Origin of the sequence: Sphingomonas oryzagri (assembly GCF_029906645.1) — a bacterium.
Lineage (GTDB): Bacteria > Pseudomonadota > Alphaproteobacteria > Sphingomonadales > Sphingomonadaceae > Solisphingomonas > Solisphingomonas oryzagri.
In genome coordinates this window covers 24,672-37,678 of record NZ_JARYGZ010000005.1, presented here as the reverse complement: position 1 = coordinate 37,678, position 13,007 = coordinate 24,672, and the positions used below count along the sequence as shown (strand labels likewise).

Annotated in this window: 7 protein-coding genes; 1 reads left to right on the top strand and 6 read right to left on the bottom strand. The window is 67.2% G+C overall.

The genetic code is table 11. The features are described 5' to 3' along the window. Positions 1 to 5: 5 nt before the first annotated feature. The 5 genes from QGN17_RS19470 to QGN17_RS19450 form a co-directional block, all read right to left on the bottom strand. Complete coding sequence (locus QGN17_RS19470) at positions 6 to 2,519, bottom strand: glycoside hydrolase family 31 protein (protein WP_281046268.1); 2,514 nt, start codon at positions 2,517 to 2,519, stop codon at positions 6 to 8. A 22-nt stretch (positions 2,520 to 2,541) separates the two neighbouring features. Further along, entirely contained in the window at positions 2,542 to 4,008 is a 1,467-nt protein-coding gene (locus QGN17_RS19465) for a tryptophan 7-halogenase (protein ID WP_281046267.1), read from the bottom strand. Continuing rightward, positions 4,005 to 5,552, bottom strand: a complete 1,548-nt coding sequence (locus QGN17_RS19460) for a tryptophan halogenase family protein (protein ID WP_281046266.1) — start codon at positions 5,550 to 5,552, stop codon at positions 4,005 to 4,007. The genes QGN17_RS19465 and QGN17_RS19460 overlap by 4 nt, the downstream gene beginning before the upstream one ends. A 67-nt stretch (positions 5,553 to 5,619) precedes the next feature. Continuing rightward, positions 5,620 to 9,096 (bottom strand): TonB-dependent receptor, encoded by a 3,477-nt coding sequence (locus QGN17_RS19455; RefSeq protein ID WP_281046265.1) that lies wholly within the window; start codon positions 9,094 to 9,096, stop codon positions 5,620 to 5,622. A 436-nt stretch (positions 9,097 to 9,532) separates the two neighbouring features. Continuing rightward, on the bottom strand, positions 9,533 to 11,029 hold the full coding sequence (locus tag QGN17_RS19450; protein ID WP_281046264.1) for an MFS transporter: 1,497 nt from the start codon (positions 11,027 to 11,029) through the stop codon (positions 9,533 to 9,535). Positions 11,030 to 11,114: 85 nt separating this feature from the next. Here QGN17_RS19450 and QGN17_RS19445 point away from each other — a divergent pair, with 85 nt between their 5' ends. After that, entirely contained in the window at positions 11,115 to 12,128 is a 1,014-nt protein-coding gene (locus tag QGN17_RS19445; protein WP_281046263.1) for a LacI family DNA-binding transcriptional regulator, read from the top strand. Positions 12,129 to 12,144: 16 nt separating this feature from the next. On the opposite strand, the gene QGN17_RS19440 is transcribed toward QGN17_RS19445, so the two are convergent. Continuing rightward, on the bottom strand, positions 12,145 to 12,972 hold the full coding sequence (locus QGN17_RS19440; protein WP_281046368.1) for a phosphate ABC transporter ATP-binding protein: 828 nt from the start codon (positions 12,970 to 12,972) through the stop codon (positions 12,145 to 12,147). Between the last annotated feature and the right edge of the window lie 35 nt (positions 12,973 to 13,007).

Sequence of the window (13,007 nt, the reverse complement as noted above, 5' to 3'; positions counted from 1 at the left end):
CGACCTTACGGCGCGATCACGATGTCCCGCGCGCCGCGCTGCTCGTCGAACTGGAAGGACAGGCGCTGCCCGGCCGCGTCGAAGCTCGACGTCAGCTTGCGGCCGTCGACCGTCACGGTGCCGCTTGCCGTCGCGCCATGGACGGTGACGGCGATCTGCTTCCACCACGGCACGAACCGCCCGTCCGCCGCCGTGAAACTGATCGTCAGCCCCTGCGCATCGCGGGTGCAGCGGATCGCACGACGGTAGAACGAGCCGCGCCTGTAATCGAGGCTGTGGCCGTCGTCGGCATAAAGCGTGCCAGTGCAGTCCGGCCCCGGATAGACGTCGATCGACAACGGACCCTGCGGAATTTCGGAGGTGCTCTGGACCAGCGGCTGGCGCGGCACGATCGCGCCGGCGCGCACGAAAACCGGCAACCGATCGAGCTTCGGCGTCTCGGTGACGTTGGTGCCGCCGGCGGGCGCATCCATCATCGTCTGCGCGGCCGCCTGCACCGGGCCGCCGCCCTGATCGGCCTTGCCCTGCGTGACGGCGAGGCCCGTCCAGTAATCGTACCAGCCCCCTTGCGGCAGGCAGACATCGTATGTCTGCGGCGATTCCGGATGCGGTGGCGGTGCCACCAGCAGGTCCCGACCCAGCGTGAAGGCCATGCCCTGATCGCAGGTCGCATGGATCGCATCCGGATAATCGTAGAAGACCGGGCGCATGATCGGATCGCCGGTGCGCGCATTGTCGTCCGCCAGCGCGTACAGATAGGGCATCAGCCGATAGCGCTCCTCCACGAAGCGGCGGCGGATGGCGAGATGCTCCGGCCCGTCGACCCACGGCTCGGCGCGCGGCGTGTCCTTGGCGGCGTGATCGCGGAAGATCGGCATGAAGGTCGCGATCTCGAACCAGCGGGTCAGCAGCTCCGGGCTGGGGCCGCCGGTGAAGCCGCCGACGTCGTTGGCGCTCCACGAAAAGCCCGACAGGCCGAGGTTGATCACCTGATGGATCGCGAGTTTCAGATGATCCCAGGTCGCGCTGTTGTCGCCCGTCCATGTGGCGGAGTAGCGCTGGCCGCCAGCGTAGCTCGCGCGCGTCATCACGAAGGGCCGCTCGTCGGGGCGGAGCGCCAGAAGACCATCGTAGGTCGCGCGGGTATTCTCCATTCCGTAGACGTTGTGGATCTCGGCATGGCTGGCGTCACGCGGCGAGAAATCGTCGCCGGCGATGTGGTGGATGTTGTCGAGCGGCATGGTGGCGGTCGGCGTCTTGAACACCGACGGCTCGTTCATGTCGTTCCAGATGCCGGCGACGCCCGCATCGGTGAGCGACCTGAACAGTGTGCCGTACCATTTGCGCGCGGCGGCATCGGTGAAATCGGGGAAAACGGACGGGCCGGGCCACACCTCGCCGACATAGGTCTGCCCGCTGGCGTCGCGAACGAAATGGTGGCCCGCCATGCCCTGATCGTAGGGCGCGTATCCCTGGTTCGCCGCCGCCGCGACATGGAGATCGGCGATGGTGACCGTCTGGAAGCCGTCCTTCTTGAGGTCGCCGATCGTGCGGGCGAAATCGGGGAAGGCCTGCGTGTTGACGGTGAAGGGGCGGTTGCGATCCTGAAAGTCGATGTCGAGCCACAGCACGTCGGTCGGCACCCGGTCGCTGCGCAGACGGGCGGCGACGCCGCGCAGTTCGGCATCGTCCATGTAGGAATAGCGCGACTGCTGGTAGCCGAGCGACCAGAGCGGCGGCAGCGGCGCCTTGCCGGTGAGATCGGTGTAGCGGCGAACGACCTCGGCGGTGCTGGGGCCGGCGATGATGTAATAATCGATCGGCCCGTCCGGCGCGCCGAAGGTCAGCGTATCGGCGTCCTTGTGGCCGAAATCGAACCACGCGCGGTATGTGTTGTCGAACAGGATGCCGTAGCTGTCCCCCTCCCCGCCGACGCCGAGGAAGAAGGGGATCGACTTGTAGATCGGGTCGGTCGAACTGCTGAACCCGTAGGCATCGGTGTTCCAGTCGACATAGGACATGCCGCGCCGATCGAGTGCGCCGCCCGTCTTGTCGCCGAGGCCGAAGATATGCTCGGTCAGCGGCAGCCGCTTGGCGACGGTGAAGGCCGTGCCGTCGAGCGCGAGCGGGCGTGCGGCGTCCTGCGAGATGACCCGCCCCTGCGGATCGGTAACGGCGAGTGCGCCGCTCCGCGCATCGACATGGACGCGCAACGCCGCTGTGGCGAAGCCGTCGGGCGCAGCCGTCACGGTCGCGTGCTTCGCCCGGGTCGCCGCGTCTACCGCCCAGCTCGCATCCTCGGGAAAGCGACCGTCCGGCGCGATGCGGACGCGCAGGATCGCGTCGGTGAGGGCGACGACCCGCATCACCGCCGCGCCGCGACGGACCTCGACGCCGCCCGCGACCGGCGTTACGCGCGCCGCCTGCGCCGTCACGGCAGGGGCGGACTGCGCCAAAGCCGCCGTCGCGCCGGCCGCCACCATCGCGCACGCCAGCGCCCAGCCCGAAACACGCTTCATCACGCAGATATCTCCTGAAAAATCATGGGCCATGCGCGATCCGGCGGAGCAGATCGTCATGGGTGGGCTGGCGTAATACATGATCGCGCACGAAACCGAGCATGGCACGGAACTGGTCTTTGATGACAGCCGGATCGGTGCGGTCGATCGGCGGCAGCCACCTTTCGGGAACGAGGCCCTGCCCGATCAAAAGCGCGCGCCAGCTGTCCGGCGCGAAGCTCTCGTCCTCGAACGGCGCGATCTCGCCCCGCGCCGCGAAGGTGGCGAGCATATGGTCGAGATCGGGCGCGCGGTCGGCGGCACGCGCGTCATCCCAGAAAGGGCCAGGCTGCAGGCTGGTTACGTAAAAGGCTGACTGGAAGTCGCGCACCCGGTCGGTCGCCGAACGCATGATCCGATTATATTCGGCGCGCTGTGCGGCATGGCTGCGCGAAGCCGGGAAGCAGGCGAGCAGATGCACCAGTCCGAGCTGGGCCAGATGCAGGCCGACATCGAAGACTGGATCGGGCGTGCAGGCGGACTTTCCGATCGCCACGCAATTGCCCACCCAAGGATCGGCCGCGCGACCGGGATCGATCCGCCGGATCGTGATCGCGTCGAGTGGCATACTGGAGGTGGCGGCCGCGTCGCGCACGGCGTCCTCGTCGCCGCGATGCGCGCTCGACCAGGCGTGCAGCACGTGAGTATGCCCGGCGGCAGGATAGAGAGCCGTCCAGCCGCCCTCACCAGTGCGCAGTTCCGCATAGGCCGGCACCGATGCGAAACGCGGGCCGGTCGCGGTCAGCACCCGATCGACCGGAAACGCCCCCCGCCAGCTTTCGCGCGGTCGGTCGGACGGCAGGTCGGCGCCCGCATCGACGAACAGATCGCCCTCGATCCGCCGCTCGCCATCAAGCAGCAACGCGACGATGCCGTCTTCGCCATGCTCGGCCCGGGCAAAAGAAACCTCATGGATCTCGACGCCGAGATGCGCGGCGGGCGCCTTCAGGCTGCGCGCATAGGGAATGGCCGGCAGATGGTAGCCATAGTCGCTGCGACCATAGGCTTCGGTTGCATCGTCCGGAAACAGGATGCGCCCCTGCCGCGCGGCGGCGGCGGCGAGCGAGAAATGCTCCAGCGCGACGTCGAGGCCGAGGCTCCGCGCCTTCAGCCAGAAGGGGAAGAAATCCTGCCCCTCGATCTGTGTGCCGATGCCGCCGAACGGGATCAGGAAGGACGGCGCCTGCCCGACCGCGTCGACGATGTTCAGCCCCAGCGAGAAGGCGCCGCCGGTCAGCCGCAGCAGCACGCTCTCCTCGATGCCGAGCCGGCCGTGCAGCGCCTCCAGAGCCGGCTGCGTCGCGTGGACGTCGCCCGGCGCCAGCGCGCTCGGCAGCTCGACCGCACGCACTATCACCCCGGCGGGCGCCAGCGCCTGCTGGATCGTCGCGGCGGCGAGCCACAGCGGTGCGTCCCGCCCCGCGACGACGACGGTATCGACGGCGCTCATACCGGCACGCTTTCGGCAGGACGAGCGGCGCAATAGCCGGCGATGAACTCCCCGTGCGCGGGCATCGTGGCGACGCCGCCATCGATCCGCGCGCGCAGGTCCGCGAGCCGCACCTCCAGCACATCGAGCGGCAGGCGATCGGCGAGGCGGCCATAGCCCTTCGGCTCGACCCCCTGCCCGATCAGCACCGACAGCCAACTGTCCCGCGAGAACAGGCCATATCGGTAGCTCGGCGCCGCAGCGCTCTCCTCGAAAAGCGCGATCTTGTGCGCGAGCGTGTCGGGCAGCGCCATGGTGCGCAGGTGATCCCACAGCGGCTCCCCCTCACGCGCATTGGCGATGTAATGGAGGACGAGGAAGTCGCGCACGCGGTCATACTGGATCGCCGAGAGCCGGTTGAACTCGGCGGCGAGGCGCGGGTCGATCGGGCGGCCCGGCACCGGCATCAGGTTGGCGAGATCGGTCACTGCCGCCTGAACGAGGAAGATGCTGGTCGATTCCAGCGGCTCGAGGAAGCCACCCGCCAGTCCGATGGCGACGCAATTGCCCGCCCACATCCGCTCGCGCCGCCCGGCGCGGAAACGCAGCAGGCGGGGATCGGCGAGCGGCGGGTTCTCCAGATGGCCGAGCAGGGTGTCGAGCGCCCGTTCCTCGTCGCAGAAGCGGCTGGAGAATACATAGCCGTTGCCGACCCGATGCTGGAGCGGGATGCGCCACATCCACCCCGCCTCGCGCGCGGTGGCGCGGGTGTAGGGCGTGAACGGACCATCCCGCTCGCAGGGCGCCGCCCACGCGCGGTCGCAGGGGAGCCACTCGCTCCAGTCCTGCCAGCCCACGCCCATCGTCTGCCCGACGAGCAGCGAGCGGAAGCCGCTGCAATCGACGAACAGGTCGCCCTCGATCGTCTCTCCCGATTTCAGCGTTAGCGCCCGGACATGGCCGGTGTCGGCATCGCGCGCGACGTCGAGCACCAGCCCCTCGATCCGCCGCACCCCGCGCGCCGTCGCCCAGCGCCGGATGTAGGCCGCGTAGAGCGAGGCATCGAAATGATAGGCATAAGCGAAGGTCGACCGGATCGACTTCGAATCGGTATCGGGAAACGCGAACGCATCGGCCCGGCACGCCGCCACCGCGAAGCTGTAGTCCTGCAGCGGCGCGACCTCGCGCCCCGCCAGCTTCGCCCGCGCCCAATGGTGCTGGAAGTCGACGCCTGCCCAGGGCTCTCCGAAGGTGCCGAAGGGGTGGATGTAGCGATCGCCGTCGCGGGTCCAGCCGACGAACTCGATGCCCAGCTTGAAGCTGGCCTGCGTCGCGGCCATGAACTCGGCCTCGTTCAGCCCGAGCATGTCGTTGAAGGTCTTGATGTGCGGCAGCGTCGCCTCGCCGACGCCGACGGTGCCGATCTCGTCGGATTCGATCAGGGTGACGGCATAGTCGCGCGGGTCGAGCAGGCGCGAGAGGCCGGCGGCGGTCATCCACCCCGCCGTGCCACCGCCGACGATCACGATCCTCAGCGGTGTTGCCGATCCGCGCTCTTGCTGCATCCGCCTCGTCCTCGGGGGAAAAATGGCGCCGCCGGTGAACGACGGCGCCAGTCCTCCAGGGGAGTTATCAGAACTTCACGCGCGCCCCGAACTGGAAGCGACGGTCCACCCGGCTCCAGTTCGCGTCCCTGTAGACCGGCTTGGCGCCGGGCGTGGACGGGGAGTCGCCGAAGATCTGCTGCTGATAGACGGTCGTCGTGCCCAGCAGGTTGGTGCCCTCGATCGAGAATTCGATGAACTTCCACGGCGAGAAGCGGATCGACCCGTCGAGGAAGCCGGCGGCCTTCTGGAACACCGGCAGACCGATGCAGCAATCGAGATTGTCCGTCAGGTAGCGCGAGCGCCAGTTGTAGGCGAGGCGGAAGCCGACCGGCCCCTTCTCGTACAAACCGACGACGTTGAACGTGTGGGTCGAGATGCCGGCCAGCTTGTGCGAGTCGATCGTCGAGGTCACGCCGTTGACCGTCACGCCCGCACCGAAGGCGCCGGTGCCGCCGTCGGTCAGCGCGCCCGCCGTCACCAGGTTGGAGTTGTGGATGCCGGACTGGTGGACGTAGGTGTAGTTGGCCTGGATGCCGAGGCCGGACAGCAGGCCGGGCAGGAAATCGAAGAAGGTCTGGTAGTTCGCCTCGAAGCCCATCAGCTTGCCGCCGCCATCCTCGTTGCGGGGGCCGCGCAGGATGACCGTCTGGGTCGCGCCGTTGTTGGTGAAATCGCGGGCGAACTCGCCATAGGCGATGCTGCCGTTCAGCTTCTTGAAGAAGGCGTCGATCGTGAAAGCCGCGCCGTGCGCCATGTATCGCTCGAACGACAGGTCGATCTGGTCGGCGGTGATCGGCTTCAGCCCGCCATAGCCAGATTCCGCGCGGAACACGAAGTTGTAGCCCTTCACGTTCGCCGCCGTGTGCGGGGCGTTGGGATCGGTGTAGACGATGTAGGGCGAGGTCGCGGTGGTATCGATCAGCGGCGCGTTGATCATCACATAGTTGCGCAGCAGGCCGATATCCGGCCGCGACATCGCACGCGAATAGCCGAAGCGGACGAAGTTCTTGCTGTCCAGGCCGAAGCGGACGTTGAAGCTCGGCAGCCAGTTCATGTGGCTGGCCTTCAGGCTGTTCGGCGTGCCGCCACCCGACGCGAACGCGCGCACCGCGTCGGTCAGGTAGCAGGACGGATTGACGATGCTCGTCCCGCTCAGCGGCGTGTCGCACGGCGCGAGGCCGGCGAAGGTGGTGGTCGCGTCGGGGAAGCCGATCTGGCCGTCGCTCTTGTCCCAGGTCTTGACGGCGCGGACGCCGACATTGCCCTGCACGGTGATGCCGTCGAAGATCGTCGTCGAATTGCCGCCGAACTTCAGCATCGCATAGGCCGCCGCGGTCTGCTCGCGGATATGCATGATCTCGGACGGCAGGTAGCAGTTGGTGGTGCCGGCACGATCGCAGATGCTGGTATAGCCCGGCGCGATCGGGGAATTGGTGGCGGCCCCGCCCAGCGCGCCGAGCAGCGCGTCATAATCCTTCAAGGTCGCGCGGTTCAGATAGACGAGATCGCCGTTCGGATAGGTGCCGCTGCCGTAGAAGCCGTTGCCGAGGCTGGTCGATTCCCAGATGCCGGCGCCATAGCCCTGGAAGTCGCCGGCATGGCCACAGGCGGCCGGATAGGGCGCGGCCGACGTGTTGTCGATGTTGAAGCCCGGCCCGTTGCAGTTCCACGGCGCCGCGATCGGCGTCCAGTTGTAGGTGGAATAGCGCACCGTCTGCTTGCGATCGGCATAGCGCACGCCAACCTTCAGCGAGTCCAGCCAGCCGCCCGCGTCGTCGAAATCATATTGCGCGTCGGCGCGCAATGCGAGTTCCTTGGCGTTGTCGTCCTCGCGATGGCCCTGGATGAAAGGCATCCAGTAATTGTGCGGATTGGCGAGGCCGCCATCGGCATAATTGACGTTGGAGCCGGGCAGCAGCGTGACCGACGGGGTGCCGTCCTTGTTCACGCTATACTGCATGTTCGCCATCGAGCTGGTGGCGACGAGGATGTCGTTATTGTGGACGTTGGCCTTGATATACTGGCCGTCGAAATTGAAGTGCAGCCGGTCGGTCGCGTCCCACTTGATGTTGGCGGACAGGTCCTGCGTGCCTTCGCGGTGGTTGAAGTTGCGCGCCTCGTTCTGGAAATACATCCCCTCCTGCTGCGTGGTGCAGGCGGACCCGGCGCCGCAATAATTGACGAAGGGCAGGCCCGGCACCGCCGAACCGTCATCGATATAGTCGGCGGTGCTGCCGCCGCGCCAGTCGCCGGTCGGGTGGGTGAAGGTGCCAGAGATGATGTTGCCGCTGGAATCAAAGGTGAAGGCGCCGGTGCCCGGCGCCGGCTGCAGGATCGTGCCGCCGCGCGGGTTGAAGGACGAGGTGCCATAGGCGTTGCCGTCGAAGATGACGTGGCTCGCGCGCTCCAGCCAGGCATTGTGGTACTTGGAATTGGTATATTGCACCGTCGCGCGCAGGTTGCCGGCATTGTTCTCATACTGCGCGGCGAGCGCGAGGCCCCGGCGGGTGCGGTCGTAATCGACCTGCGAGTATCGGATGCCATCCGGCACATAGGCCCAGCCGGTGCCGCCGAACGGATTAGATGTGCAGGGCACGCTGCCGTCCGAACCGACGATCGCGTTACCCGACGAATCCAGATCGCCGCCCGAGCAATAGGTATCGATGCGATCCATGATCACGCTCTCGGTGCGCGTGACGACGTGCGAATAAGCGTAATCGCCGAGGATGCCGATCTTGCCGATCGAGGTATGGAAGACGTTGGAATAGATGCCCGACGCCTCGCCGGTCCACTTCTTGGAACGGCTGCCATAATCGGCCTTGGCGTTGGCGGAGATCAGCTGGCCATCGGTATCGAACGGCAGGCGGGTGCGCAGGTTGACCGTACCGGCGATGCCGCCCTCGATCATCTCGGCCGTCTGGTTCTTGTAGGCGTCGACGCCGGCCATCAGTTCGGGCGAGACGTCGTTGAAGTTGAGCCCGCGCGAAGCATCGGCGGAGAAGCTGTCGCGACCGTTGAACTCGGTGCGGACTTGGGTGAGGCCGCGGATCAGCACGCCGGTCGGCTCGCCCGAGGGGTGGGTGCTGTCGTCGTTCGACTGCAGGCGGTTGACGGTGATGCCCGGCACGCGCTGCAGCGCTTCGGACACCGACTTGTCGGGGAAGGCGCCGATGTCGGTCGCGGTGATCGAATCGACGAAGGTGTCGGCGTTCTTCTTGATGTTGAGCGCGGAACTGAGCGCGCCGCGCACGCCGACGACGACGATCTCCTTGCCGGGCGCCGCATCGGCCGCCTGGCCTTCGGCGATGCTACCGGTGGACGTTTGCTGGGCCTGCGGCGGCGTGCCGGTGACCGCGCCGGGCTGGCTTGCGGTCGCGCTGCCCGCATCGACCGGCGGCGCATCCTGCGCCTGCGCGGCCACCGTGAAGCTCAGCGCCGCCAGCACCGCGAGCGATGCACCGCCACGCAGACCCAGGCCGCGGCTCGAAATTCTGTCCCCCATGAACAATCCCCTCATTGCGCCCCATCCCTGCGGGGCTTTCGATTATGATGCCGGGACGCGACCGCTCGCCGCGCCGAACGGCGACGCCTAGAAAGTGAAAATATCGAAAAGCGCGGCGCGCAGGGCCTCGGCCCGATCCTTCCCCATTACATCCTCCCTTGGCCGCGACCGCTGATGGATCGCTGACCATTCCCTCTTTGCGCATTTTTGCGTCATTTTGCAGAAGATTGCAAGTGGGTGATCAAAGATACAAATATCGCTATTTATCAAATATATGATCGAATTTCACAATGGAAACAGCGACCCAGCACCTCCGCCCATGATGCGTATCGGATTGACACTTCTGCCGAATCATCGCAACTCAATGCAAGTTTTTGCATAACGAGGCATCATGCGGATCGGTGCTGCCACAAAGGATGGTCGTGAAGAGGCGGATCTAGCCGCGCGCGGGCCTATCCGGCACAGCGAGCGCCGCGATCGCGGCCACGAACAGCGACGCGGCCGCGAGGCCGAGCGCATAGATCGCACGGCTGTGGAAGACGCGGGCGACGAGAACATCCAGCATCGTCGCGGCGACAAGCTGGGGCAGCACCAGGAAGATGTTGTGGATGCCCATGTAGACGCCGATCTTGTGCGGCGGCAGCGCGTCGGACAGCATCGCGTATGGCGTCGACAGAATGGACGCCCAGGCGCAGCCGATCCCCACCGCCGGCAGCCACAGCCACGCCGGATCGGCGATGGCGACGAAGCCCAGCAGCCCCAGCGCACCGAGCAGCAGGCCGGCGGCATGAAGCCTCGGCCGGCCGATCCGCGCGGCGAACGGGGGCAGCGCCAGCGCGACGATCGCGGCCACACCATTATAGCCAGCGAACAGCACCCCCACCCAGTCGGCGCAGGCATTGTAGGAGGCGGTGGCGGGATCGGTGCTGCCATAGTGATCGGCCGCGATCGCGGGCACGGTATAGACCCACATGGCGAACAACCCGAACCAGGTGAAGAACTGCACCACCGCCAGCCGCTTCAGCACCAGCGGCATGTGCAGGATATCCTCGACGATCTCGAGCACGCCGATCGAGCCGCCTCCGCGCCGACGGAGGCGCACCGCGACCAGCTGCGCCATGCCGAACAGCACGGCGAGTATCGCGACGATGTAGATACCGCGCCGCAGCCCCTCGGCATGAGCGAAGCCGCCGATCGCGAGGCCAGCTGCGATCCAGACGATCCCGCTGCGGATCAAGATCGCCGCGCCTTTACGGGTCGGTACGGCGGGGGCGTGAGGCCGGTGCGCATGGATCTGTTCGGGCGGGCGCTCGGCAGTGGTCGCGACCGTCCACAACACCGCGCCGATCAGGAATACCGCGCCAATGTAGAAAGCGATGCGCACCGTCGGCGGCAGCACGCCCGGCGGCGCGACCGTCGCAACGCCCATCCAGTGCGCCAGCATCCACGGCAGAGCGGAGGCGAGCACCGCGCCCGATCCGATGAAGAAGGTCTGCACCGCAAAGCCGGTCGTCCGCTGCGCTTCGGGCAGGTTGTCCGCCACCAGCGCGCGGAATGGCTCGGCCGCGACGTTGATCGAGGCGGTGAGCAGCCACAGCGCCAGGCTCGCCATCCAGATCGTGCCGGCATTGGGCATCGCCAGCAGCGCCAGCGCGGTGAGCAGCGCACCGCCCAGCAGATAGGGCCGCCTGCGGCCGAGCGGCCCCCAGGTGCGGTCGCTCATGTGGCCGATCAGCGGCTGGATGACGAGGCCGGTGACCGGCGCCGCGATCCACAGGATCGCCAGACCCTCGACATGGGCGCCGAGCGTCTGGAAGATGCGGCTGGTGTTGACGTTCTGCAGGCCCCAGACGACCTGCACGCCGAACAGCCCGCAGCACATGTTCCAGATGCGTGCCCGGCTCAGCCGTGGCGGCGCGGCCTCGTTCGGCAACTCCCTCTCCCCCGGCCCGCTCGCTTGCAAAGGCGGGCTGTCCATGTCCTAACCGGCCGCACGGCCAAGAACCAGACTGAGCGCGATGGGCAACGGTAGCAACGGCAATACGACGCTCGAGGATCTGGCGAAGCTGGCGGGGGTTTCGGTCTCCACCGTCTCGCGTGCGCTGAACGACCAGCCCTTGATCTCGGCGCGCACCAAGCAGCGTATCTGGGCGCTGGCACGCGAACACAACTACCCGTTCCGCATGACGATGCCGGCCAGCCCGATCGGCGCGGAAGGATCGATCGCGATCGTGACGCCGCACGTGAAGAGCGGGCCGCTGCCCCTCTCCCACCCCTTCTTCCTCGAACTGCTGGCCAGCATTGGCGAGGCGGCGCGCGCGCGCGACTGCGACTTCACGGTCAGCCACATCTCGCCGACCAGCTACGAGGATCTCGTCCACGCGACCACCACCAGCCGGGCAAGCGGGGTGATCTTCCTCGGCCAGAGCACGCTGCACGATGCCTTCAACCGGCTGGCCGACACGCCCGCTCGCTTCGCGGTGTGGGGCGCGCAGATGCCGGGGCAGCGTTATTGCTCGATCGGATCGGACAACGTGCAGGGCGGCCGCCGTGCCACCGCGCATCTCGCGCGGCTGGGGCGCAGGGCGATCCTGTTCCTCGGCGGATCGGATCTCGAGACGATGCAGCGGCGGCAGGGTTATGCCGAGGCGCTGGAGGAGGCCGGGCTGGCGGTCGATCCCCGGCTGGTGGTGCCGGTCGATTTCGAGCTGGAATCCGCCGAGGCGGCGGTGGGGCGGCTGCTGCGCCGCCATGTCGCGTTCGACGGTGTGGTCGCGTCGAGCGACCTGATCGCGCTCGGCGCCATCCGCGCGCTGCGTCGTGCCGGGCTGTCGGTGCCGCAGGACGTGTCGGTGGTCGGCTATGACGACATGCTGCTCAGCCGGCTGTCGTCGCCTGCACTCACGACGGTGCGGCAAGATGTCGCCGGCGCGGGCCGGATGCTCGTCGCGCGCGTGTTGTCGGACCATCCCGATCACGAGCCGGAACGGCTCGCGACCGATCTGGTGGTACGAGAATCCTGCGGGGCATAACCCCGCAGGAGTGCGATCAGCCGAAGCGGCCCGTCACGTAGTCACGCGTGCGGGTGCTCTGCGGGCGCTCGAACAGCTCGGCGGTCGGGCGGAACTCGATCATCCGGCCGAGGAACATAAAGCCGGTATAGTCCGAGATGCGCGCCGCCTGTTGGAGGTTGTGCGTGACGATGACGATCGAGAAATCGTCGCGCAGCTCCATCAGCGTCTCTTCGAGCTTGGCGGTCGACACCGGATCGAGCGCCGAGGCCGGCTCGTCGAGTAGCAGCACCTCGGGCTCCACCGCGATGCCGCGCGCGACGCACAGGCGCTGCTGCTGGCCGCCCGACAGGCCGAGGCCGGACGAGTTGAGCTTGTCCTTCACCTCGTCCCACAGAGCGGCGCGGCGCAGTGAGCGCTCGACGATCTGGTCCATCTCCGCCTTGGACTTCTTGAAGTAGAGGCGAACGCCGAACGCCACATTGTCGTAGATCGACATCGGGAAGGGCGTCGGCTTCTGGAACACCATGCCGATGCGCGCGCGAAGCGCAGAGGTGTCGAGGTTGGCCGGCTCCAGCGCGACGTCGCCGTCCCGCTGCTTGAGGCGCGAGACGCTGGCGCGGTCGGTCAGCAGGTCCTTGCCGTCGAGCAGGATGCGGCCGGTCGCGTTCTGGCCCGGATACAGATCGTAGATCTTGTTGAGCGTGCGCAGCAGGGTCGACTTGCCGCAACCCGACGGGCCGATCAGCGCGGTGATCTTGTTGCGTTCGATCGGCAGGTCGACGCCATAGAGCGACTGCGACTTGCCGTAGAAGAAATCGAGCTGGCGCGCTTCGAGCACCAGATCGCCGGTCGGGCGGACCATGATCGGCGCCTCGGGATCGCGCGTGACGATGGGGG

What these genes read in the sequence shown, in the direction of transcription:
- QGN17_RS19470 (WP_281046268.1), bottom strand. Translation starts at nt 2,519, where the DNA reads ATGAAGCGTGTTTCGGGCTGGGCGCTGGCGTGCGCGATGGTGGCGGCC.
- QGN17_RS19465 (WP_281046267.1), bottom strand. Translation starts at nt 4,008, where the DNA reads ATGAGCGCCGTCGATACCGTCGTCGTCGCGGGGCGGGACGCACCGCTG.
- QGN17_RS19460 (WP_281046266.1), bottom strand. Translation starts at nt 5,552, where the DNA reads ATGCAGCAAGAGCGCGGATCGGCAACACCGCTGAGGATCGTGATCGTC.
- QGN17_RS19455 (WP_281046265.1), bottom strand. Translation starts at nt 9,096, where the DNA reads ATGGGGGACAGAATTTCGAGCCGCGGCCTGGGTCTGCGTGGCGGTGCA.
- QGN17_RS19445 (WP_281046263.1), top strand. Translation starts at nt 11,115, where the DNA reads ATGGGCAACGGTAGCAACGGCAATACGACGCTCGAGGATCTGGCGAAG.
- QGN17_RS19440 (WP_281046368.1), bottom strand. Translation starts at nt 12,972, where the DNA reads ATGGTCCGCCCGACCGGCGATCTGGTGCTCGAAGCGCGCCAGCTCGAT.